At 73.4% G+C, this 20,772-nt stretch carries 24 protein-coding genes and 2 tRNA genes; 13 read left to right on the top strand and 13 right to left on the bottom strand.

From position 1 onward, the window contains the following. Window positions 1–46: 46 nt before the first annotated feature. From ABTZ58_RS17190 to ABTZ58_RS17180, 3 genes are all read right to left on the bottom strand, one after another. Window positions 47–1,030 carry an aldo/keto reductase gene (locus ABTZ58_RS17190; protein ID WP_351356576.1) on the bottom strand — a complete coding sequence of 328 codons (984 nt, stop codon included), beginning with the start codon at window positions 1,028–1,030 and terminating at the stop codon, window positions 47–49. 74 nt (window positions 1,031–1,104) lie between these two features. After that, window positions 1,105–1,782, bottom strand: coding sequence for an NUDIX domain-containing protein (locus tag ABTZ58_RS17185; protein WP_351356573.1), 678 nt, complete (start codon window positions 1,780–1,782; stop codon window positions 1,105–1,107). 491 nt (window positions 1,783–2,273) lie between these two features. Then, window positions 2,274–2,347 (bottom strand) — tRNA-Pro (locus ABTZ58_RS17180). A 98-nt stretch (window positions 2,348–2,445) separates the two neighbouring features. Here ABTZ58_RS17180 and ABTZ58_RS17175 point away from each other — a divergent pair. From ABTZ58_RS17175 to ABTZ58_RS17165, 3 genes are all read left to right on the top strand, one after another. Then, window positions 2,446–2,979, top strand: coding sequence for a DUF309 domain-containing protein (locus tag ABTZ58_RS17175; protein ID WP_351356570.1), 534 nt, complete (start codon window positions 2,446–2,448; stop codon window positions 2,977–2,979). Between the two features lie 224 nt (window positions 2,980–3,203). Then, on the top strand, window positions 3,204–3,974 hold the full coding sequence (gene cobF, locus ABTZ58_RS17170; RefSeq protein ID WP_351356567.1) for a precorrin-6A synthase (deacetylating): 771 nt from the start codon (window positions 3,204–3,206) through the stop codon (window positions 3,972–3,974). Between the two features lie 81 nt (window positions 3,975–4,055). Further along, window positions 4,056–6,131, top strand: a complete 2,076-nt coding sequence (locus ABTZ58_RS17165) for an MDR family MFS transporter (RefSeq protein ID WP_351356564.1) — start codon at window positions 4,056–4,058, stop codon at window positions 6,129–6,131. 155 nt (window positions 6,132–6,286) lie between these two features. Here ABTZ58_RS17165 and ABTZ58_RS17160 read toward each other — a convergent pair whose 3' ends face one another. Continuing rightward, window positions 6,287–7,036, bottom strand: a complete 750-nt coding sequence (locus ABTZ58_RS17160; protein WP_351356561.1) for a cobalt-precorrin-6A reductase — start codon at window positions 7,034–7,036, stop codon at window positions 6,287–6,289. An 85-nt stretch (window positions 7,037–7,121) separates the two neighbouring features. Here ABTZ58_RS17160 and ABTZ58_RS17155 point away from each other — a divergent pair, with 85 nt between their 5' ends. Beyond that, the gene (locus ABTZ58_RS17155; protein WP_351356558.1) at window positions 7,122–7,925 is read left to right on the top strand and encodes an HAD-IIA family hydrolase; all 804 of its coding nucleotides are present in this window, start codon (window positions 7,122–7,124) and stop codon (window positions 7,923–7,925) included. A gap of 8 nt (window positions 7,926–7,933) precedes the next feature. Here ABTZ58_RS17155 and ABTZ58_RS17150 read toward each other — a convergent pair whose 3' ends face one another. Both ABTZ58_RS17150 and ABTZ58_RS17145 read right to left on the bottom strand, forming a co-directional pair. Next, window positions 7,934–8,707: a sulfite exporter TauE/SafE family protein gene (locus tag ABTZ58_RS17150; RefSeq protein WP_351356555.1), complete on the bottom strand. Its 774-nt coding sequence runs from the start codon at window positions 8,705–8,707 to the stop codon at window positions 7,934–7,936. A 78-nt stretch (window positions 8,708–8,785) separates the two neighbouring features. Further along, on the bottom strand, window positions 8,786–9,973 hold the full coding sequence (locus ABTZ58_RS17145; protein WP_351356552.1) for a thiolase family protein: 1,188 nt from the start codon (window positions 9,971–9,973) through the stop codon (window positions 8,786–8,788). 183 nt (window positions 9,974–10,156) lie between these two features. On the opposite strand from ABTZ58_RS17145, the gene ABTZ58_RS17140 reads away from it, so the two are divergent. From ABTZ58_RS17140 to ABTZ58_RS17110, 7 genes are all read left to right on the top strand, one after another. Continuing rightward, on the top strand, window positions 10,157–10,414 hold the full coding sequence (locus ABTZ58_RS17140) for a WhiB family transcriptional regulator (protein ID WP_351356549.1): 258 nt from the start codon (window positions 10,157–10,159) through the stop codon (window positions 10,412–10,414). After that, complete coding sequence (locus ABTZ58_RS17135; RefSeq protein WP_351356546.1) at window positions 10,411–10,893, top strand: Dps family protein; 483 nt, start codon at window positions 10,411–10,413, stop codon at window positions 10,891–10,893. The genes ABTZ58_RS17140 and ABTZ58_RS17135 overlap by 4 nt, the downstream gene beginning before the upstream one ends. A 53-nt stretch (window positions 10,894–10,946) precedes the next feature. Then, window positions 10,947–11,291 carry a DUF3140 domain-containing protein gene (locus ABTZ58_RS17130; RefSeq protein WP_351356543.1) on the top strand — a complete coding sequence of 115 codons (345 nt, stop codon included), beginning with the start codon at window positions 10,947–10,949 and terminating at the stop codon, window positions 11,289–11,291. A 2-nt stretch (window positions 11,292–11,293) separates the two neighbouring features. After that, window positions 11,294–11,941: an endonuclease gene (locus tag ABTZ58_RS17125; RefSeq protein ID WP_351356540.1), complete on the top strand. Its 648-nt coding sequence runs from the start codon at window positions 11,294–11,296 to the stop codon at window positions 11,939–11,941. 310 nt (window positions 11,942–12,251) lie between these two features. Further along, window positions 12,252–12,587, top strand: a complete 336-nt coding sequence (locus tag ABTZ58_RS17120; protein ID WP_351356537.1) for a hypothetical protein — start codon at window positions 12,252–12,254, stop codon at window positions 12,585–12,587. Beyond that, window positions 12,580–13,392: an SAM-dependent methyltransferase gene (locus ABTZ58_RS17115; RefSeq protein WP_351356534.1), complete on the top strand. Its 813-nt coding sequence runs from the start codon at window positions 12,580–12,582 to the stop codon at window positions 13,390–13,392. The genes ABTZ58_RS17120 and ABTZ58_RS17115 overlap by 8 nt, the downstream gene beginning before the upstream one ends. Window positions 13,393–13,504: 112 nt before the next feature. Continuing rightward, window positions 13,505–14,032: an NUDIX hydrolase family protein gene (locus tag ABTZ58_RS17110; RefSeq protein WP_309093448.1), complete on the top strand. Its 528-nt coding sequence runs from the start codon at window positions 13,505–13,507 to the stop codon at window positions 14,030–14,032. A gap of 130 nt (window positions 14,033–14,162) precedes the next feature. On the opposite strand, the gene ABTZ58_RS17105 is transcribed toward ABTZ58_RS17110, so the two are convergent. After that, a tRNA-Pro gene (locus tag ABTZ58_RS17105) sits at window positions 14,163–14,236 on the bottom strand. A 136-nt stretch (window positions 14,237–14,372) separates the two neighbouring features. Between ABTZ58_RS17105 and ABTZ58_RS17100 the strand changes: the two genes are divergently transcribed. Beyond that, window positions 14,373–15,071: a thiamine pyrophosphate-binding protein gene (locus tag ABTZ58_RS17100; protein WP_351356532.1), complete on the top strand. Its 699-nt coding sequence runs from the start codon at window positions 14,373–14,375 to the stop codon at window positions 15,069–15,071. Between the two features lie 32 nt (window positions 15,072–15,103). Then, on the top strand, window positions 15,104–16,015 hold the full coding sequence (locus tag ABTZ58_RS17095; protein WP_351356530.1) for a transketolase family protein: 912 nt from the start codon (window positions 15,104–15,106) through the stop codon (window positions 16,013–16,015). A 13-nt stretch (window positions 16,016–16,028) separates the two neighbouring features. Here ABTZ58_RS17095 and ABTZ58_RS17090 read toward each other — a convergent pair whose 3' ends face one another. From ABTZ58_RS17090 to tdh, 6 genes are read right to left on the bottom strand one after another with little or no spacing between them, the layout of a single operon-like run. Further along, window positions 16,029–16,385: an MmcQ/YjbR family DNA-binding protein gene (locus tag ABTZ58_RS17090; RefSeq protein ID WP_351356527.1), complete on the bottom strand. Its 357-nt coding sequence runs from the start codon at window positions 16,383–16,385 to the stop codon at window positions 16,029–16,031. Window positions 16,386–16,415: 30 nt separating this feature from the next. After that, entirely contained in the window at window positions 16,416–16,943 is a 528-nt protein-coding gene (locus ABTZ58_RS17085) for a GNAT family N-acetyltransferase (RefSeq protein WP_351356524.1), read from the bottom strand. Next, window positions 16,940–17,512, bottom strand: a complete 573-nt coding sequence (locus ABTZ58_RS17080) for a helix-turn-helix domain-containing protein (RefSeq protein ID WP_351356521.1) — start codon at window positions 17,510–17,512, stop codon at window positions 16,940–16,942. Before ABTZ58_RS17080 ends, ABTZ58_RS17085 begins: the two co-directional genes overlap by 4 nt. Window positions 17,513–17,558: 46 nt before the next feature. Next, a complete protein-coding gene (locus ABTZ58_RS17075; RefSeq protein ID WP_351356518.1) occupies window positions 17,559–18,461 on the bottom strand; it encodes a LysR family transcriptional regulator in 903 nt (300 codons plus the stop codon). Window positions 18,462–18,492: 31 nt separating this feature from the next. Further along, window positions 18,493–19,686: a glycine C-acetyltransferase gene (locus ABTZ58_RS17070; protein WP_351356515.1), complete on the bottom strand. Its 1,194-nt coding sequence runs from the start codon at window positions 19,684–19,686 to the stop codon at window positions 18,493–18,495. A 55-nt stretch (window positions 19,687–19,741) separates the two neighbouring features. Next, entirely contained in the window at window positions 19,742–20,770 is a 1,029-nt protein-coding gene (gene tdh / locus ABTZ58_RS17065) for an L-threonine 3-dehydrogenase (protein WP_351356512.1), read from the bottom strand. Window positions 20,771–20,772: the final 2 nt, after the last annotated feature.

Below are 20,772 nucleotides of genomic sequence, written 5' to 3'. Positions count from 1 at the left end.
CCTGTCGGGGTCCGGAGGTCCGTTCCCCTCCACCGTCCCACGGCTCTCAGTGCGCCGCGTCGAGCCCGGCCCGCTGCTCCTCGGTCAGTTCCAGGTCCACGGCGGCCAGGTTCTCCTCCAGCTGGGCCGGTGTGGAGACCCCGGCGAGCGGGACGACCGGCAGGGCGCCGCCGATCTGCCAGGCCAGGACGACCTGGTTGACCGTCGCGCCGGTCTCGCGGGCCACGTCGCGCAGGGCCGCCAGGCGGGGCGGGGTGCCGGGGTGGTCGAAGTCCGCGGGCAGGCGCTCGGGGCGGCTGTAGGCCCCCCTCAGCAGGGGCGAGTAGGCGACCAGGGTCAGGCCGGGTTCGGCCCGCAGGTAGCTCAGGAGGTCGGGGCCGGCGTGGCCGAGGCTGCCGTCCGGGAAGAGACCGTCGGACACGTCGGTGCGGGGGCGCAGGTGGGTGTGCGCGTACTGGAGCACCTCGTAGCCAGGCAGTCCGGCCGCGGCGGCCAGGGCCCGGGCCCGCTCGACGCGCCAGGTGGCGTGGTTGCTGACGCCGAGCAGTCCCACCGTGCCCTCGGCGACGAGGGCGCCGAAGGCCTCGACGGTCTCCTGGAGCGGGACGGTGTGGTCCTCGATGTGCGCGTAGAGCAGGTCGAGCTTCTCCATGCCGAGCCGCTCGCGGCTGCGCTCCGCCGACTCGCGGATCGCCTTCGCCGACAGGCCCTCGGGGTTGTCGATGTAGCCGGTGCCCGGGGCCAGGGGGCGGGCGCCGAGTTTGGTCGCGATGACGATCTCGTCGCCGATGCCGCGGCTGCGCCGCCAGCGCCCGAGGAGTTCCTCGCTCTGGCCGCCCTGGCCGCCGTCGGCCCAGAAGGCGTAGTTGTCGGACGTGTCGATGAAGGTGCCGCCGGCCTCGGCGTAGCGGTCGAGCAGGGCGAAGGACGTCGCCTCGTCCGTCACCGAGCCGAACAGCATGGCGCCGAGCGCGAGCACGCTCACCTCGCGGCGGGTGCGCGGGTCCGTGCCGATCGTGCGGTACTTCATGGCTGCTCCTCCCGTGCGCGCCCCGGGGCCTCGGGGCACGGCACGGGAGTCTTCCTGCTGAAGTGCGCTCCAGGTCAAGGACGGGGAGCGCCGGGGGCGAACGGCCCTTCCAGTGCCGCCCACTGCAGCAGCATGATCGTCTTGGCGTCGGCGATCTCACCGGTGCGGATCATCTCCAGGGCCCGGCGGAAGGGCAGTTCGAGGATCTCGATGTCCTCGCCCTCCTCGCCGAGGCCGCCGCCCTCGTGGGTGCGGGTCGACGGGCCGTAGGCGGCGGCGTAGAAGCTGACGCGTTCGGTGACCGAGCCGGGGCTCATGTAGACGTCGAAAACGTGCCGGACCTCGCCGATGGTGTGGCCGGTCTCCTCCACGACCTCGCGCCGGACCGCCATCTCCGGGTGCTCGTCCTCGTCGTCGAGCAGACCGCCCGGCGTCTCCACGAGCATGCCGTCGGGGTGCCCGTTGACGTACGCGGGGAAGCGGAACTGGCGGGTGAGCAGGACGGTTTCGCGGGCGGCGTCGTACAGGAGCATGGTGGCCCCGTTGCCCCGGTCATGCGTCTCGCGTTCCTGGGTGCTCCAAGTGCCGTCGGCGTGCCGGAAGTCGAAGGTCGTGGTCCGCTCGACGTACCAGTGGCTGGACAGGAGTTTCACGTCGCGGACTCTGACGCGGGGGTTGCCGGTGAGGTCCCGGCCGGCGCGGTCGAGTCCGGTGCGGCCCCTGCGGTCGGGCGTGTCGATGCCGGCGGTCATCGGGCACCGGCCGGACGGCGGGGCGGGAGGATCGAAAGGGTCATGCCCGCTTCTACCATCCATCCCGGGGGCGGCCGGGGCGCGGGGGTACCGAGCATGACGTGTCCGGGACTGCCCCCGCCCCGTGAGGTGGGGGACGGTGGGAGCCCGCTTCCCGCGGCCTGGTGGCGAGGGGCCGCGGGGCAGGGGAGGGCGGACGGCGGTGATCCGATGCGCCTCGCTGCGGGAGTACGCCGCGGCACGGCGACCGCGCACCGCTCGCGTCCAGGAGGGGGTCACGCCGGAACGGGCAGCGGATTCCACCGGGGAGACGGCCTCGCCCACGTGCCCCTGTGGTTCCTCGGGAAACCGGCTCCCGGCGCGTACCACCGCCGGCTGGACTGGCTCTACGGACACCGCGTGCCCTGATCACCCGCGCGCAGCAGGCCCGGAAGCGATCCCGACGGAAGAAGGCCCCCGCGGGCATCCGCCTGCGAGGACCTTCCGCACCGTCGGGACGACAGGATTTGAACCTGCGACCCCTTGACCCCCAGTCAAGTGCGCTACCAAGCTGCGCCACGTCCCGGTGCGCGCCACCCGCGGTGAGCCGCGTGATCGCGCGAACAGCACTTTACCCCACACCCCTGGCCGCGCCGAAAGCGGCCCGGGCGGGACAATCGGCGTATGGGCAGCACAGGAGAGACGTACTCGGACCGGCCGGGCGGCGCGCGGGACCGCGACACGGAGGGCCGGGCCCGCAACGCCCGGCCGCGGGACGGTCTCGGCCGGCCCCTGCCGTACGGGGCGGACGGCGTGCCCCGGCAGCCGGAGGGCGTGGTCCGCACGCCCGGGGAGACCGTGACCGAGGCGCAGCGGCTGCTGGACGAGGGGAAACCGTTCCACGCGCACGAGGTCTTCGAGGACGCGTGGAAGTCGGGTCCCGAGGAGGAACGGGAGCTGTGGCGCGGCCTGGCCCAGCTCGCCGTGGGCCTGACGCACGCCGCCCGCGGCAACCTCACCGGCGGCGCCCGGCTGCTGCGGCGCGGTGCGGGCGCGGCCGAGGCGTGGGTGTCGGACTCCGGGCGGGCCCGGCCGCACGGCATCGACGTCGAGACCGTCGCCGCCTGGGCACGGGAACTGGCCGGACAGGTCGAGCGGGAGGGCCGGGCCGTGGACGCGGGAGCGCGGGCACCCCGGCTGCGCGGCGCGGACGGTTGAACCGGCCAGGACCGGGGGCGGACGACTGAACCGGCCAGGACCGGGCGCGGACGACTGAACCGACCGGTCCCGGCAGGGGCGGACGAGCGAGCCGACCCAGGGCGGGGGCCCGGGCCTGTCGGAACACGGCGCGGGACCACCCGATCGCCCGCGCAGCAACCCGGGACCGGACCGACCCGGGACGCGGTGGAGGGCCGCCCCGGCCCGTGCGGCAGACTCGGGGCGTGCGAAAGATTCATGTCATCGGTATCGGCGCGGGCGACCCCGACCAGCTCACCCTCCAGGCGGTCCGGGCGATGCGGAGCACGGACGTGTTCTTCATCCTCGACAAGGGCGAGGTGAAGGCGGACCTCACCGGCCTGCGGCGGGACATGCTCGACACGCACGTTCCGCACGGCACGTACCGGGTCGTCGAGGCGCGGGACCCGGAGCGCGACCGGCGCGCCGGCGGTGCCGCCTACTCCCCCGCCGTCGGGGACTGGCGCAGCGCCCGGGCCGACATCTACGAGCGGCTGATCGCCGAGGAGGTCGGCGAGGACCAGACCGGCGCGTTCCTGGTGTGGGGCGACCCCTCGCTGTACGACAGCACCCTGGCGATCCTGGAGGAGGTGCTGGAGCGCGGCGCCGTCGCGTTCGCGTACGACGTCGTGCCCGGCATCAGCAGTGTCTCGGCGCTCGTGGCGCGGCACCGCACGGGCCTCAACCGCGTCGCCCGCCCGGTGCAGATCACCACGGGACGGCGGCTCGCGGAGGGCTTCCCGCAGGACGTGGACGACGTGGTGGTGATGCTCGACGCGCACCAGACGTTCCGCCGGTACGCGGACGAGGACGTCGACATCTACTGGGGCGCCTACATCGGCACCCCGGACGAGATCCTGGTCTCCGGCCCGATCGCCGAGGCCGCTCCCCGCATCGAGCGGTTGCGCGCCGAGGCCCGGGAGCGCAAGGGCTGGATCATGGACACGTATCTGCTGCGCCGCCACCCCCGGGACTGACCCGACCGGGGCGCACGACACCGGGCACCCGTGCGGACGTTCTGGCATGCGCGCGTAGTCCACAGGTGTGAAGGTGACGACGTGACCGTCGTGGAGGAAACCGCACCGCCCGCCTCCCAGCCCCCGGTGCTGGACACCCGGCGCCGCAACGTCGTCTTCGTGACGATCACGCTGGGCATGCTGCTCGCGGCGCTCGACCAGACCATCGTCGGCACCGCCCTGCCGACCATCGTGTCGGACCTCGGCGGCGCGGAGCACATGTCGTGGGTGGTCACCTCGTACCTCCTCGCGGAGACCGTCGCGACCGTGCTGGTCGGCAAGTTCGGCGATCTGTTCGGCCGCAAGCTGGTCTTCCAGGTCTCGGCGATCGTGTTCATCACGGGCTCGTTCCTGTGCGGTCTGGCCACGAACATGTCGCTGCTGATCGCCTGGCGGGCGATGCAGGGCATCGGCGCGGGCGGGCTCATGGTCACCTCCATGGCGCTGATCGCGGACGTGATCCCGCTGCGGGAGCGCGGCAAGTACCAGGGCGCGATCGGCGCGGTGTTCGGGGTCGCCACCGTCGTCGGGCCGCTGCTGGGCGGGCTGTTCACCGACCATCTGACCTGGCGCTGGGCGTTCTACGTCAACGTGCCCATCGCGATCGTGGTCGTCGCGGCGGCGGCCCGGACCATTCCGGTGGTCAAGGCGGCAACCCGGCCCGTCATCGACTACCTGGGCATCGCGCTGGTCGCGGTCGGCGCCGGCGCGTTGATCCTGGCGACGAGTTGGGGCGGCAACGAGTACGCCTGGGGCTCGGGCGTGATCATCGGGCTGTTCGTGGGCGGTGTGGTCGCGCTCGCGCTGTTCTGCCGGGTGGAGGCCCGGGCGCGCGAACCGATGCTGCCCATGCGGCTGTTCGCCAACCCGGTGTTCACGGTCTGCTCGGTGCTGAGCTTCGTCGTCGGGTTCGCGATGCTCGGCGCGCTGACGTACCTGCCGACCTACCTGCAGTACGTCGACGGCGACTCGGCCACGGTGTCCGGCGTGCGGACGCTGCCGATGGTGGCGGGGCTGCTCATCGCGTCGGTGTTCAGCGGCACCGTGGTCGGCAGGACCGGCCGCTACCGTCTCTTCCCGATCGTCGGCTCGCTGGTGATGGGCCTCGGCCTGTACCTGATGTCCCTGATGGGGCCGGGCACGGGCGCGGGTCTTGAGTCCCTCTACATGTTCGTGCTGGGCACCGGCATCGGGCTGAGCATGCAGGTGCTGACGATCGCGGTGCAGAACACCGTCGACTACGCGGACCTCGGGACGGCCACCTCCGGCGTCACCTTCTTCCGTACGCTGGGCAGTTCGTTCGGCACGGCCGTGTTCGGCACGATCTACACCAACGCTCTGGCGTCCAACCTGCGCGAGGGCGTCGCGGGCGCCGCGCGGGCCGGTGAGGTGGACCCGGCCGTCGTCGGCCGGGCGGCGACCAGCCCCGAGGGCGTGCACGAGCTGCCGTCGGCCACGGCGGCGCCGATCGTCGACGCCTACGCGGACACGCTGCAGACCGTCTTCCTGTGGACCGTGCCGGTCGCCGTCCTGGGCTTCCTCGTCGCCCTGTTCCTCAAGCAGGTCCGGCTGCGCGACACCGCGCGGACCGGGTCGACCGATCTGGGCGAGGGGTTCGCCTCGCCGCACGGCGCGGACTCCCGGCGGGTGCTGGAGGCCGCCGTCGGGAAGATCATCGGCAGTACGGACCTGGACACCACGCGCCGGATCGTCGTGGAGTCCGACACCCGGCTGGACGTGGCCGGGGCGTGGGCCGTGATGCAGGTGGAACTGTTCACGCGGATGGTCGGGCACGCGAGCCTCGGGTTGATCGCCGCGCGGCGCCGGATGCCGCCGGAGGTGCTGCTGCCGGTCTTCGAGCGGATGGTGGAGGAGGGGTTCCTCACCCGCAGCGGCTCGCTGTTCTCCCACACGGAGGCGGGCGCCCGGGAGGCCGCGGTGATCAGCAGGGCCTGGGCGGCGTGGCTGGAGGACCGGCTGGGACGGGACGTCGGCCGCCCCTCGGACAGCGACCTGCGCATCGCGGTCGACGCGATCGCGAAACGGCTGCTGGTGGAGGACCTGGGCCGAGGCCTGCCGGCCAGGCCGCCGAAGTCCCTGGCGACGAGCGCGGCCTGACGCCCCAGCGCGCCCCGGACAGCCGGACACCCGCACAGCCGCACAGCCGGACACCCGCACACTCGCACAGCCGACTGCCGGACAGCCGCACTGCCGGACAGCCGCACTGCCGGACAGCCGCACTGCCGCACAGCCGCACAGCCGTCACACGGTCCTCAGGACGCCGCGCCGTACCCCAGCCGCTCCAGCACGCTCTCCACGTCGGGGACCGTCGGCACGCCGTCCGGCAGGGGTGGCCGGCCGACCACCACCACCGGCAGCCCGAGGCCCCGCGCCGCGGTCAGCTTGGCCGCCGTGGCCGCTCCCCCGCTGTCCTTGGTCACCAGGACGTCGACGCGGTGTTCCCGCAGCAGGGCCGTCTCGCCGGGCACCGTGAACGGGCCCCGGGCCAGCAGTACGTGCGTGTCGGGCGGCATCGGCGGCTCGGGGGGATCCACCGACCGCACCACGAAGCGCAGTCGGGTCAGGTGCGCGAACGAGGCGAGGCCGAGGCGCCCGGTGGTGAGGAACACCCGGCGGCCCAGACCGGGCAGCAGGTCCGCCGCCGCGTCCAGTGAGGGGACCGGGTGCCAGCGGTCGCCCGGGCCGGGCCGCCACCCCGGGCGGCGCAGCACCACCGCCGGCACCCCGGCAGAAGCCGCGGCCCGTACCGCGTTGGCCGTGATCGACTCCGCGAAGGGATGCGTGGCGTCGACCAGCGCGGTCACCCCTTCCCGCCGCAGCCACCCGGCGAGCCCCTCGGCCCCGCCGAAGCCGCCGACGCGCACCTCGCCGTCCACCGCGCCCGGCCGTGCCACGCGCCCCGCCAGCGACGTGGTGACGCGGACACCGGGGTGGGCGGACAACGCGGTGGCCAGGGCACGGGCCTCGGCCGTGCCGCCGAGGATCAGGACGTGAGGGGACACGCGTCGAGCGTACGAGGTCCCGCGCGGCGGACTTCGGGGCGGGTGCGGACCGGCGGGCGCGGCCCGGGGTGGTTATGGTCCTGGCATGGAGTCCGTGCGTGCCGTGCTGGTGGACATCGACGGGGTGCTGACCGTCTCGTGGCGGCCGCTGCCCGGTGCCGTCGAGGCGTTGCGGGAGATCCGGGAGGCCGGATACGCGGTCCTGCTGGTGACGAACACGACGTCCCGGACGCGGGGGTCGATCGCCGGGACGCTGGCGGACGCGGGGTTCCCGGTGTCCGCCGAGGACGTCCTGACCGCGCCCGCGGCCACCGCCGCCCATCTCGCCGCGCACGCCCCTGGTGCCCGGTGCGCGCTGCTCAACAGCGGTGACATCGCGGCGGACCTGGAGGGGGTGACGCTCGTCGACCCCGCGGACGGCGATGCCGTGCCGGACGTGGTGCTGGTCGGCGGGGCCGGCCCCGAGTTCGGCTACGAGGCGCTCGACCGGGCCTTCGGGCAGTTGCAGCGCGGGGCGCGGCTGGTGGCGATGCACCGCAACCTGTACTGGCGTACGACCGAGGGGCTGCGGCTGGACTCGGGCGCCTTCCTCGCGGGCCTGGAGCGGGCGGCGCGGGTGGAGGCCGAGATCACGGGCAAACCGGCCCGGGCGTTCTTCGAGGCGGCCCTCTCCCGGCTCGGCGTCGGCGCGGGCGAGGCCGTGATGGTCGGGGACGACGTCGAGTCCGACGTCCTGGCGGCCCAGCGGGCCGGCATCACCGGGGTCCTCGTGCGGACCGGCAAGTTCCAGCCGGAGGCGCTGGACGCCGCCGACGGTGCGCCCGACCACGTGATCGACTCGTTCGCGGGCGTGCCGGCGCTGCTGCGGGACTGGGCGCGGCGGCGGTAGCGCGGGGTTCAGCGCAGCAGGAGCTGCAGGCCGCCGACGACGGTCGCGGCGATGACCAGCTGCTCGAACAGCTGTTGGTCGATCTTGCCGACGGCCCACTTGCCGAGCAGCGCGCCGGGCACGACGAACACCACGAGCGCCAGGTCGAGCAGGAGGGAGCGGCCGTCGATCAGGCCGAGGCCGGCGCTGAAGGGCAGCTTGGAGACGTTGACGATCAGGAAGAAGAACGCCGAGGTGCCGAGGAACCCGAGCTTGCGGAAGCCGGCCGACAGCAGGTACATCGACATCACGGGGCCGCCCGCGTTGGCGACCATGGTGGTGAAGCCGCCCAGCACGCCGTAGGAGCGGGCCTTGAGGCGGCCCGGCCGGGTGGTGACCGGCTCCGGCTCCTCCTGCGCGTCCGCCGTGCGCCTGCGGTACACCGTCACGGCCGCCATCAGCAGCAGGATCGCGCCGATGGAGGTCCGTACGATCGTGTCGTCCGCCCACATCAGGAACACGGTGCCGACGACGACGCCGGCGGCGACCGCGGGGAACAGCCGCCACAGCGTGGGCCAGTGCGCGTGCCGCCGGTAGGTGGCGACCGCGAGCAGGTCCCCGGCGATCAGGACCGGCAGCAGCACGCCGGTGGAGGCCCGGGCCGGCAGCACCGCGGCGAAGATGGCGAGGCTGACGGTGTTGGCCCCGCTCACGGCGGTCTTGGAGAAGCCGACGAGCAGGGCCGCGAAGGCCAGGGCGGCGAACTCCCAGCCGGTGATGTGCCAGAGCGTCATGGTGTTCATGCGAACACCGATGCTATGTGCAACGAACCGGTGCGGTGAGCGCCGTCTCGCCTGCTGGGCCTGCCGGTCCGGTGCGGCTCAGGGCCGTTCGACCAGCACCGCGCTGCCCTGCCCGACGCCGACGCACATCGTGGCCAGCCCTCGGGCTGCCCCCGTCCGTCGCATGCGGTGCAGCAGTGTGGTGAGGATGCGGGCGCCGGAGCAGCCCAGGGGGTGGCCGAGGGCGATGGCGCCGCCGCTGGGGTTGACCAGGTCGGGGTCGATGCCGAGCTGGTCGACGCAGGCCAGCGCCTGGGCGGCGAACGCCTCGTTGAACTCGGCCTCCTGGAGGTCGGCGATGTCCCAGCCGGCCCGGGCCAGGACCTTGCGGGTGGCGGGGACCGGGCCGATGCCCATGACGTCGGGGTGGACGCCGGCGGACGCGCCGGCGACGTAGCGGCCGAGGGACTCCAGGCCCAGGTCGTTCAGCGCCTCCTCGCTGACCAGCAGCAGTCCGGCGGCGCCGTCGTTCATCGGGGAGGCGTTGCCGGCGGTGACCGTGCCACCCTGCCGGAAGACCGGCTTCAGCCGGGACAGCTTCTCGTACGAGGTGTCCTCGCGGACGCACTCGTCGGTGTCGACGACCACGCCGTCGGGGCGCTCGACGGGCAGCAGTTCGTCGTCGAAGTGGCCGTTCTTGCGGGCCTCGGCGGCGCGCTGGTGGCTGCGCAGGGCGAACTCGTCCTGGCGTTCGCGCGGGATGCCGTACCGGGCGGCGACCTCCTCGGCGGTCTCGCCCATGGACAGCAGGCCGTGCAGGTCCTTCATCGCCGGGTTGACCAGGCGCCAGCCCAGGCGGGTGTCGACGGTCTCGATGCGGTGCGGCAGGGCCTCGTCGGGGCGGGGCAGCACGAAGGGGGCGCGGCTCATCGACTCGGAGCCGCCCGCGACGACGACGTCCGCCTCACCGGCGGCGATGGTGCGGGCGGCCGTGGTCACCGCCTCCAGGCCGGAGGCGCACAGGCGGTTGACGGTGGCGCCGGGGACGGACTCGGGCAGGCCGGCGAGCAGGGCGGCCATGCGGGCGACGTTGCGGTTGTCCTCGCCGGCCTGGTTGGCGGCGCCCCAGTAGACGTCGTCGACGCGGGCCGGGTCCAGCGCGGGCACGCCGCCGACCAGGGCACGGACGACGGCCGCGGCGAGGTCGTCGGGCCGTACCGAGGAGAGGGATCCCCGCAGTTTGCCGATGGGGGTGCGGCGGGCGGCCGCGAAGTGGACGGGACGCACGAGAGGACTCCTCACACCGCCAGTTAATTAGCACTGCTAGTTTCGGATGATAGCCCCTTCACCTCTCGCTGGGAAGATTTCGGTGGCCGAAAGGGCTCCCGTACGGTGTTCTCGCAGGCCGGGGGCCGGCTGAGCCGGTCTGCCGCGCGTTTGCACCCGTGGGCCCTGGGCACCCGCGCGTTCATGGAGTGGTTGCGGAGCGCCGCCTGCGTGGACGAGGACCCCGAGTTGTTCTTTCCCGTGGGCACCGCGGGCCCGGCCCTGCCCGACGTGACGGCCGCCAAGCGGATCTGTGCGCGCTGCCCGGTGACCGACGACTGCCTGAGCTTCGCGCTCGGCAGTGGTCAGGCATCGGGCGTGTGGGGCGGCACCTGCAAGGAGGAGCGCGACGCACTGCTCCGGACCACGAGGAACGACGCGAGAAGGAGAAGCGCCCTATGACGGCTGTGAGGAGCACCCTGCCCGACGACGCCCGCAAGGTCGCCTGCGAGGCACTCCAGGACACCCTGGTCGATCTGCTCGGACTCTCGCTCACGGGGAAGCAGGCGCACTGGAACATCGTCGGACCGCGGTTCCGGTCCATCCACTTGCAGCTGGACGAGGTGGTCGTGGCCGCGCGGAACTTCGCCGACACGGTCGCGGAGCGTTCCGCCGCGCTCGGCGTGCCGCCGGACGGCCGCCCGGAGACCGTCGCCAAGGCCTTCACGCTGCCGGCCCCGAAGGAGGGCTGGGTCCGTGACGAGGACGCCGTGCAGGTGATGGTGGATGCGCTGCAGGAGGCGATCGGCCGGCTGCGCGGGCGCATCGAGGCGACCGAGACGGCCGACCCGGTCACCCAGGACCTGCTGATCGCCGTCACGGCGGAGCTGGAGAAGCAGCGCTGGATGTTCGACGCCGAGAACTTCCCCCGCGAGAGCTGACCTCCGCGGATCCGGCGCAGAGCACCCGACGTACGTACGGAAAGGGGCAGGCGATGACCGACGCCCTCGAACTCGACGCGCTGTGGGAGGACTTCCACCGCGTGGTGAACATGACCTCCCAGGAACTCGCGGCCTGGCTGCGGGTGCGGGACGCCGACGAGGCGACGGAACCGCTTCCGGAGCAGGCGGGAACGCCCACCGGGCAGCACGTCCTGGCGATCCTGCAGAAGCGGCGCACGGATCTGACCGGGGACGACCTGCGCGTGATGCGCGAGGTCGTGGACACCGTCACGGAGCAGGCCGACCTGGAGAACGAGCCGGAGCCCGAGACCACGGCCGAGGACACCCGCCGCCGGCACCGGCTGATGACGCTCGGCCACGATCCGCTGAAGGGCTAGGCGTGGACCGCCGGGAGCGCGTCGTGCACGCGCTCCTCGACGCGCACGGCAGGACCTTCGCGGACGAGGCGGGCATCCGGCTGAAGGACACGCCGCAGCCCCTGTACCGGCTGCTGGTGCTGTCCCACCTGCTCAGTGCCCGCATCCGCGGTTCCATCGCGCTGGCCACCGCCCGTGCCCTGCACGAGGCGGGGCTGCGCGATCCGCGCCGCATGGCCGGGTCGCCCCGGCAGGACCGGGTGGACGCGCTCGGCCGCGGCGGCTACCGGCGCTACGACGAACGCACGGCCACCCAACTCGGCGACGCAGCCACCCTGCTGAACGAGCGGTGGGGCGGCGATCTGCGGCGCCTGCGCCGGGAGGCGGACGGCGAGCCGTCCGAACTGCGGCGTCTGCTGCGGCAGTTCCCGGGCATCGGGCCCGCCGGTGCCGACATCTTCCTGCGCGAGGCGCAGGAGGTCTGGCCGGAGGTGGCCCCCTGCCTCGACGCCAAGGCCCTGCAGGGCGCCGAGCGGCTGAACCTGCCGGTGGATCCGGAGCGGCTCGCGGCGCTGGCCGGGAACACCGGCACGGCCGTGCTCGCCGCCGCGCTGGTGCGCGCGGCGGTGGACAGGAAGGTGGCCGAGGACACCCTGCGCCGCGCCGGCTGACCGGCACGCGCCGTGCCGGCCCCGGCCCACCCGGCAACCACTGGCCGTCCATGGTCGGTTCGACGGCCACGACCGACCCGACGCCGCACAGCAGGAAGCCGACCGCGTCCACCACGTCCGCCACGGTGGCGAGCCGGCCGCGCCCGGGTCGCCGTCGATCACCGAGCCCGCCCGGCGTGCCGCGCCGGACCGGTCGGGGACCGGAGGCGGCTCGCGTCCGTCCTGCGCGGCTTCGAACGGGGCGAGTCGCGCCTGCTGTACCAGGTGGCCTCCTACGGCCGGACCGACCCACAGGACTCCCTGGGGTGAAATGGCGACCCGGCCGCGGGGTGAGCAGCGCACGGTCCAGGTGGTCGACACCTCACTGCCCGCCGTGGCCGACGCCCGCGAGGCCGTGCGCGTCTCCGTGAAGGGCTCGGCGGGCGGCACGGACGCCACGCTCACCCTGGACGTCGCCGCCGTAGGCGTCGGCGACGACGCGATCACCGTCACGGCGGGCGGCATCGACGGCGGCGAGGACGACTCCGTCGAGCAGGCGGCGAGACTCGGCGGCCGATTCCCGGGACAACGTGATCAACGGAGCGGCACAATGGCGGCGGCGGCCGGTCGCGGCCGTACGGGCGAGGAGAGGAAGAGACGTGAGTGAGAGCCACACCCCGCCGAGCGGCTCGGCGCGGCTGAACACCGGTGTGGCGCACAACGCGCGCGTGTGGAACTACTGGATCGGCGGCAAGGACAACTACGAGGTCGACCAGCAGGTCGGCGAGCACGTCGCCGGTATGTTCCCGATCATCCGGGACATCGCCCGGGCGGACCGGGACTTCCTGGGCCGTGCCGTGTCCTTCCTGGCCGGCGAGCGCGGAGTGCGGCAGTTCCTCGACATCGGCACGGGTCTGCCGACGGCGGACAACACCCATGAGATCGCCCAGCGGATCGCGCCCGACTCACGCATCGTCTACGTCGACAACGACCCGATCGTCCTGGTGCACGCCCGGACGCTGCTGACCGGCACCCAGAACGGCGTCACCGCCTACATCGACGCCGACGTGCACGACCCGGACGCCATCCTGGAACGGGCCGCGGGCACCCTGGACTTCACCGAGCCGGTCGCCGTGATGATGCTGGGCATCCTCAACTTCGTCCTGGACACCGCCAAGGCCCGGGACATCGCGCACCGCGTGATGGCCGCGGTCCCCTCCGGCAGCTACCTGGTCCTCACCCACCCGACCTTCGACGACGCGCTGGGCGGCGCGGGCCAGATCCCCGCGATGAAGTTCTGGAACGAGAACGCCACTCCCCCGATCACCGCCCGCAGCGGCGCGGACATCGCGGAGTTCTTCGACGGTCTCGAACTGCTCGAACCCGGCATGGTGTCGTGCGGCCAGTGGCGCGCCGCGCCCGGCACGGCGGTCCTGGTCCCCCAGTACGGCGCGGTGGCCGTGAAGCCCTGACGAGTCCGCTCGCGCGAGGACGGTTGAACGGGCGTGTGGCCGGTCACAGTTCTTCTGGAGCGGCTGCCCAGGAAGTCCGAACGGCTGAAAGTATGATCAAGCGATGTCTGACATGACCGAAACCACGCCCGGCTGGCTGTCCTCCGACGAACTGGAGTCGACGCGCGCCCGCATGCCGATCCTGTACGTCGAGGCCGTCCCGGTCCGCGTCGACGACAGCGGCGAAGTCACCAGTGTCGGCCTGCTGCTGCGCATCGGGCCCGACGGCACGGTCAGCCGGACGCTGGTATCCGGCCGCGTACTGCACCACGAACGTGTCCGGGACGCCCTGCTGCGCCACCTGGAGAAGGACCTCGGCCCGGTCGCGCTGCCCCGGGTCCCGGCCTCGCTCCAGCCGTTCACGGTCGCGGAGTACTTCCCGACGCAGGGCGTCACGCCGTACCACGACCCCCGCCAGCACGCAGTGTCCCTCGCCTACATCGTGCCGGTGACGGGCGACTGCCGGCCCCGCCAGGACGCGCTCGACCTGGTGTGGTTCAGCCCGCAGGAGGCCGTCTCGGCGGCGGTGCAGAGTGAGATGCCGGGCGGGCACGGGGTGCTGCTGAAGCAGGCGCTGGCGCACGCGGGCTGTGTGATCTGACGGGCGCCGGACGGGAGGGCCCGGGCGGCGGCCGGCGCGCGGGCTCCCGACCTCGGCCGGCGCGCGGCCGTCCGGGAGACAGACAGCGGGTCTGCCGATATCGGCAGACCCGCTGGTCGTATCCGTACTGTCGGGACGACAGGATTTGAACCTGCGACCCCTTGACCCCCAGTCAAGTGCGCTACCAAGCTGCGCCACGTCCCGTTGCCCGTCTGACCTGGGGGTTTCCCCCGGCCGAACGCGCAGGGAAACAATACCGCACTCGTGCCGGTGATCGCGCATCCGTTTCCCGGCCCCACCGCTTGACCTCAAGAATGGTTGAGGTTGCACGCTCGTCTCCATGACCACCACGACCCGCACGTACACCTACGCCGACCTGCCGGAACTCATGGGCCTGATGACCGGCGACGAGAAACACGGCCCGGCCGCGACGTCCACGCTGGACGTGCTCTGGGTGCTCTACGACCGGGTGCTCCGGGTCGGCCCGGAGCGGATGACCGACCCGGGGCGTGACCGGTTCCTGCTGTCGAAGGGGCACGGGCCGATGGCGTACTACGCCGTCCTGGCCGCCAAGGGCTTCGTGCCGGTGGAGTGGCTGCCCGGCTTCGGCTCCTACGACTCCCCGCTCGGTCACCACCCCGACCGCACGCTCGTCCCCGGGGCCGAGATCGGCAGCGGTTCGCTGGGGCACGGGCTGCCCCTCGCCGTCGGCACGGCGCTGGGGCTGCGCGCCCAGGGGCTCCACGAGCCGCGGGTGTGGACGCTGATCGGGGACGCCGAGCTGGACGAGGGCAGCAACCACGAGGCGATCGCCTTCGCGGGACCCGTCGGACTGGAGCGGCTGCACACCGTCGTCGTCGACAACTCCTCCGCGAGCCACGCGCGGCCGGGCGGGATCGCCGCCCGTTTCGAGGTGGCCGGCTGGTCCGCGCTGACCGTCGACGGCCGTGACCACGAGGCGCTGTACGCCGCCTTCACCGCGCCGCACCCGGGCCGCCCGCACGTGGTGGTGGCCCGAGTCGAGCCGAAGCACGCCTGATCTGCGACCGACCGGAAAGGAACCCTCACCCCATGGACACCATGCGTGACCGTTTCGCCCCCGTCGTCTCCCGGCTGCTCGACGAGGATCCCCGGGTCGCGGTGGTCCTCGCCGAGATCGGCGCGGACGGCTTCGCCGAGGCGGCCCGCCGGCACCCCGACCGGGTCGTCAACGTCGGCATCCGCGAGCAGCTCCTGGTCGGGGCGGCGGCGGGGCTGGCGCTGACCGGGCTGCGGCCCGTCGTGCACACCTTCGCCAGCTTCCTGGTCGAGCGGCCCTTCGAGCAGGTCAAGCTGGACCTCGGGCACCAGGACGCGGGCGCGGTGCTGGTGAGCGCGGCCGCCTCCTTCGACTGGCCGGCGGGCGGCTACACCCACATGGCGCCCGGCGACGTGGCACTGCTCGACACCCTGGACGGCTGGACCGTCCACGTCCCGGGCCACCCGGACGAGGCCGAGACACTGCTGCGGCACGCGGTCGCCGCGGGCGACGACAAGGTGTACGTCCGGCTCTCCGTGCAGTCCAACCGGCAGGGGCTGCCCGTCGACGGGCAGCGGTTCAGGACCGTCCGCGAGGGGCGCTCCGGCGTCGTCGTCGCCGTCGGGCCGATGCTCGACGCCACGCTCGCCGCCACCGAGGGCCTGGACGTCACCGTCCTCTACGCCACCACCGTCCGTCCTTTCGACGGGGCCGCCCTGCGCCGGGCCACCGAGGCAGCCGGGACGGACGTCGTCCTGGTCGAGCCCTACCTGGCGGGCACGTCGACGACCGCGGCGAACGACGCCCTGGCGGAGGTGCCGCACCGGATCCTGGGACTGGGCGTGGGACGCCGGGAACTGCGCCGCTACGGGCAGGTGGGGGAGCACGTCGCCGCCCACGGCCTCGACGCCCGCTCGCTGCGGGAGCGGATCGAGGGCTTCCTCAAGGCGGCGACGCCCGCGTGAGCCCCCGGGGGCGTCAGTGTGCCGGGAGTCCGAGCCGGGGATGGGCCTCCAGCAGCCGGGCCGGGGCCGCCTGGCGCCAGGAGTCGGCCAGGATGTCCCGCAGCTCGGCCTCGTCCTCCAGCGCGTCGAGCCGGGCGCGGACCCAGGCGAACTGCGCCTCGTGGTCGGCGATCCAGAACTTGCCCGGCTCGGCGAGCACCAGCTCGTCCCGCTCCTCCTTGGGGCAGCGCACGGCGAGGGAGGTCTCGTCCTCCGGCAGCGTGGCGAACATCTTCCCCGCGACCCGGAACGTGGGCATGCTCCAGGCGATCTTCTCCGTCGTGTCCGGCAGGGACAGGGCGATACGGCGTACGTCTTCGGCGTCCGGCATGGCAGGAACCGTAGCGCCCGGCACTGACATTCACCTGGTGGGAGCGGTCGCCGGCAGGCGCTTGTAGTAGAGGGTCGTCGGGCGCAGCACCCCGTCGGGGCGCGCCGCGTAGTCGGGGATCGCGCCGACGGGTGTCCAGCCGGCGGACCGGTACAGCCGCTCGGCGGGGCTGTCCGTCTCGGTGTCGAGGTGCAGCAGGGTGATGCCGGCCGCCGCGGCGGCGTCCTCCGCGGTGGCCAGGAGCCGGCGGCCGAGACCGCGCCCGCGGGCGTCCGGGTGCACCATGAGCTTGACGAGCTCGGCGCGGTGACGGCTGTTGGCCTTGGCGGGGAACGCGAGGCTCACGGTGCCCAGCACCCGGTCGCCGTCGGGCACGGCCCACACGGCGAGCCGGCCGGCGGCCACGTCGGCGGCCCGTCCCTCCCACCAGGCGAGGGCCTCGGCACGGCCGAGCGGGGCGAGGAAGCCGACCGAGGCTCCCGCGTGCACGGTGCCGGTCAGCAGGTCGGCCAACGCCCCGGCGTGGCCGCGCAGTCGCGTCGCGTCCAGGCGGATCACGGCCGCACCACCGCCAGCAGGTACCGGACACCCTCGGCAACGGCGCACCGGAAGCGCGTCGGCCCCCACACCCGCATGCGCAGGCAGTCGCCGCTGCCGAGGTGGTGCACGGTGTCCTGCGCGGTCACTTCCAGGGCGCCCTCCAGCACCCAGATGTGCTGCTCCAGGCCGGCCACGGGCGGGCGGTCGTAGGCGATGTCGGCGCCGGCGTCCAGGCGTCCCTCGACGAGTTCGCCGCGCAGCGCGGGGTGCGGCGGGGAGACCGACCGGCGGACGAAGCCGGAGGCACGGTCCTGCCACACGCGCTGGGCGTCGGCGCGCACGACGGGATCCGGCGCGGCCTCGACCTCGCTGAGCAGCTGGGACATGGTGCGGCCGTAGACCGCGCAGAGGCGGTTCAGCACGGAGGCCGTGGGACTGGTCTCCGCGCGTTCGGCCCGGGACAGGGTGGATCTGCTCACTCCGCTGCGCTCGGCCAACTCCCCCAGGGACCAGCCGTGTTCGGCCCGCAGCTCGGCCAGGCGGGTACCCAGCCGGGTGTCGACGGCGTCCACCTCATCGCTTCTCATATCCGGGACGCTATCCCGGAAATGAGACGGCCCGGTTACGGAGTCCTCACACCCGGGCCGCGGCGTCGAGCGCGTCCAGCACCGGGCGGATCAGGGGATGCCCCTCGGCTCCCCGGCGCACGGCGGCGAAGACCCGGCGGGTGGGCGCCGTCCCGTCGACCGGGCGGACGACCACACCGGCGAGATCCATGCCGCGCAGCGCCGAGCGCGGCACCAGCGCCACACCGGCGTCGGCCGAGGCCAGCGCCACTACCGCGCGGAAGTCGTCCGAGGAATGCTCCATGCGCGGCTGGAATCCGGCGCTCTCGCAGGCCAGGACCACCACGTCATGGCAGGGGTTGCCGGGGTACGGGCCGATCCAGGTGTCCTTGGCCAGTTCGGCGAGGGGCACCTCGGCCGCGTCGGCCAGCCGGTGGGTGACGGGCACGACCGCGTCGAAGGGCTCGGCGTACAGCGGTACGTGGGTCAGCCGCGGGTCGTCGGCGGGCGGGGCGCCCCGGTACTCGACGGCGACGGCGACGTCGACCTGCCGGTCCAGGACCATCGGCAGGCTGGCGTCGCCCTCGGCGTCCTGGACGCGGATGCGGATGCCGGGTGCCGACTCGGCGAGGCGGGCCAGCGCGGGCGCCACGACCAGGGCGATCCCGGTGGCGAAGGAGGCCACCGTGACCGTGCCGGCCGCGCCCGAGCTGTACGCGGCCAGCTCCGCCTCGGCCCGCTCCAGCTGGGCGAGGACCGCGTTGGTGTGATTGAGCAGGATCTCGCCCGCCGGGGTCAGGCGCACGCCCTTGGCGCCGCGCTCGACGAGCCGGTGGCCGGTCTCCTGCTCCAGCGCCGCGAGCTGCTGGGAGACGGCCGACGGGGTGAGGTACAGCGCGGCGGCAGCCGCCGTCACGGTGCGGTGGTCGGCCACCGCACGGAGGATGTGGAGCCGCCGCGCCTCGATCATGCGACCGATTCTCTCAGGTCACCGGCGGTTTTCAGCCGTCCAGCTCCGCCCGGGCCGCGACGAAGGCGTCCACGGCGCGGTGCACGTCGTCCGTGGAGTGCGCGGCGGACAGCTGGACGCGGATGCGGGCCTGGCCCTGCGGCACGACGGGGTAGGAGAACCCGATCACGTACACGCCGCGCTCCAGCAGCAGTTCGGCCATGCGGCCGGCCTTCGCCGCGTCGCCGATCATGACCGGGGCGATGGCGTGGTCGCCGGGCAGGACGTCGAAGCCCTCCTCGGTCATCCGGCCGCGGAACAGGGCCGTGTTCTCGGCCAGCCGGACGCGCAGGTCGTCCGCCGACTCCAGCAGGTCGAGGACCTTCAGGGAGGCCGCCGCGATCACCGGGGCCAGCGTGTTCGAGAACAGGTACGGCCGGGAGCGCTGGCGCAGCAGGGCGACGATCTCGGCGCGGGCGGCGACGTAGCCGCCGGAGGCTCCGCCGAGGGCCTTGCCGAGGGTGCCGGTGATGATGTCGACGCGGTCCATGACGCCGTGCAGCTCGGGCGTGCCGCGGCCGCCGGGGCCCACGAAGCCGACGGCGTGCGAGTCGTCGACCATGACCATCGCGTCGTGGCGGTCGGCGAGGTCGCAGATCTCGCGCAGCGGGGCCACATAGCCGTCCATGGAGAAGACGCCGTCGGTGACGATCAGCTTGCGCCGGGCGTCTCCGGCGGCCTTGAGCTGGGCCTCCAGGTCGGCCATGTCGCGGTTGGCGTAGCGCAGGCGCCTGGCCTTGCTGAGGCGGATGCCGTCGATGATGGAGGCGTGGTTCAGGGCGTCCGAGATCACCGCGTCCTCGGGGCCGAGCAGCGTCTCGAAGACGCCGCCGTTGGCGTCGAAACAGGAGGAGTAAAGGATCGTGTCCTCCTGGCCGAGGAACGCCGACAGCCGCGCCTCCAGTTCCTTGTGCACCTCCTGGGTGCCGCAGATGAAGCGCACGGAGGCCATGCCGTAGCCCCAGCGGTCCAGGGCCTGGTGGGCGGCGGCGATCACCTCGGGGTGGTCGGCGAGGCCGAGGTAGTTGTTGGCGCAGAAGTTGAGGACCTCGCCGGGGCGACCGCCCGCGGTGACGTTCACGGTGGCGGACTGCGGGGTGCCGATGACGCGCTCGGGCTTGTGCAGTCCGGCGGCGCGGATCTCGTCGAGGGTGGCGCGCAGGTCGTCGCGCACGGAGTCGAACATGGGGAAGCTCTCCTAAAGGTGCTCGCGGGAGGGGGGCGGGCGCTCGTGTGGCGTGCTACGCGGTCCAGTCGAGGATGACCTTGCCGCCGCGGCCGCTCGCCGCGTCCTCGAAGGCCGCCTCGAAGTCGCGGTGGCCGTAGCGGCCGGTGATCACCGGGGCGAGGTCCAGGCCACCCTCCAGCAGGACCGACATGGCGTACCAGGTCTCGAACATCTCGCGGCCGTAGATGCCCTTGATGGTGATCATCGAGGTGACGATCCGCGCCCAGTCGACGGGGAACTCCTGAGCGGGCAGGCCGAGCATGGCGATGCGGCCGCCGTGCGTCATGTTGGCGATCATGTCGCGCATCGCCTCGGGGCGGCCGGACATCTCCAGGCCGATGTCGAAGCCCTCGCGCAGTCCGAGCGTGCGCTGCCCGTCGGCGATACCTGCCTCGGCGACGTTGAGCGCGAGGCTGACGCCGATCTTGCGGGCCAGCTCCAGCCGCTCCTCGCTGACGTCGGTGATCACGACATTGCGGGCACCGGCGTGCTTGGCCACGGCCGCGGCCATCAGGCCGATGGGGCCGGCGCCGGTGATCAGGACGTCCTCGCCGACGAGCGGGAAGGACAGCGCGGTGTGCACGGCGTTGCCGAACGGGTCGAAGATCGCGGCGACGTCGAGGTCGACGGGCACCCGGTGCACCCAGACGTTGCCGGCGGGCAGCGCCACGTACTCCGCGAACGCGCCGTCGCGGCCCACGCCCAGCCCGACGGTGGCCCGGCACAGGTGCCGGCGGCCCGCCTGGCAGTTGCGGCACTTGCCGCACACCAGGTGGCCCTCGCCGCTGACCCGGTCGCCGACGCAGACGTCGGTGACGTCGCGCCCGGTCTCGACGACCTCGCCGACGAACTCGTGCCCGACCACGAGCGGGGTGCTGATCGCCTGCCGGGCCCAGCCGTCCCAGGCCCTGATGTGCAGGTCCGTGCCGCAGATTCCGGTGCGCAGCACCTTGATCAGGACGTCACCGGGACCGATCACCGGCTCGGGGACGTCCGCGAGCCACAGGCCGGGCTCCGCCTTCTGCTTGACCAGCGCCTTCACCG

Origin of the sequence: Streptomyces sp. NPDC094143 (genome assembly GCF_040303825.1) — a bacterium.
Taxonomy (GTDB): domain Bacteria; phylum Actinomycetota; class Actinomycetes; order Streptomycetales; family Streptomycetaceae; genus Streptomyces.
The sequence above is the reverse complement of the archived record's forward strand: the minus strand, read 5'-3'. Positions and strand labels throughout refer to the sequence as shown.

Bases quoted from the DNA above. Each gene is read 5' to 3' on its own strand.
- ABTZ58_RS17190 (WP_351356576.1), bottom strand. From the start codon at position 1,030: ATGAAGTACCGCACGATCGGCACGGACCCGCGCACCCGCCGCGAGGTG.
- ABTZ58_RS17185 (WP_351356573.1), bottom strand. From the start codon at position 1,782: ATGACCGCCGGCATCGACACGCCCGACCGCAGGGGCCGCACCGGACTC.
- ABTZ58_RS17175 (WP_351356570.1), top strand. From the start codon at position 2,446: ATGGGCAGCACAGGAGAGACGTACTCGGACCGGCCGGGCGGCGCGCGG.
- ABTZ58_RS17155 (WP_351356558.1), top strand. From the start codon at position 7,122: ATGGAGTCCGTGCGTGCCGTGCTGGTGGACATCGACGGGGTGCTGACC.
- ABTZ58_RS17150 (WP_351356555.1), bottom strand. From the start codon at position 8,707: ATGAACACCATGACGCTCTGGCACATCACCGGCTGGGAGTTCGCCGCC.
- ABTZ58_RS17140 (WP_351356549.1), top strand. From the start codon at position 10,157: ATGGAGTGGTTGCGGAGCGCCGCCTGCGTGGACGAGGACCCCGAGTTG.
- ABTZ58_RS17135 (WP_351356546.1), top strand. From the start codon at position 10,411: ATGACGGCTGTGAGGAGCACCCTGCCCGACGACGCCCGCAAGGTCGCC.
- ABTZ58_RS17130 (WP_351356543.1), top strand. From the start codon at position 10,947: ATGACCGACGCCCTCGAACTCGACGCGCTGTGGGAGGACTTCCACCGC.
- ABTZ58_RS17120 (WP_351356537.1), top strand. From the start codon at position 12,252: ATGGCGACCCGGCCGCGGGGTGAGCAGCGCACGGTCCAGGTGGTCGAC.
- ABTZ58_RS17110 (WP_309093448.1), top strand. From the start codon at position 13,505: ATGACCGAAACCACGCCCGGCTGGCTGTCCTCCGACGAACTGGAGTCG.
- ABTZ58_RS17100 (WP_351356532.1), top strand. From the start codon at position 14,373: ATGACCACCACGACCCGCACGTACACCTACGCCGACCTGCCGGAACTC.
- ABTZ58_RS17095 (WP_351356530.1), top strand. From the start codon at position 15,104: ATGGACACCATGCGTGACCGTTTCGCCCCCGTCGTCTCCCGGCTGCTC.
- ABTZ58_RS17090 (WP_351356527.1), bottom strand. From the start codon at position 16,385: ATGCCGGACGCCGAAGACGTACGCCGTATCGCCCTGTCCCTGCCGGAC.
- ABTZ58_RS17080 (WP_351356521.1), bottom strand. From the start codon at position 17,512: ATGAGAAGCGATGAGGTGGACGCCGTCGACACCCGGCTGGGTACCCGC.
- ABTZ58_RS17075 (WP_351356518.1), bottom strand. From the start codon at position 18,461: ATGATCGAGGCGCGGCGGCTCCACATCCTCCGTGCGGTGGCCGACCAC.
- ABTZ58_RS17070 (WP_351356515.1), bottom strand. From the start codon at position 19,686: ATGTTCGACTCCGTGCGCGACGACCTGCGCGCCACCCTCGACGAGATC.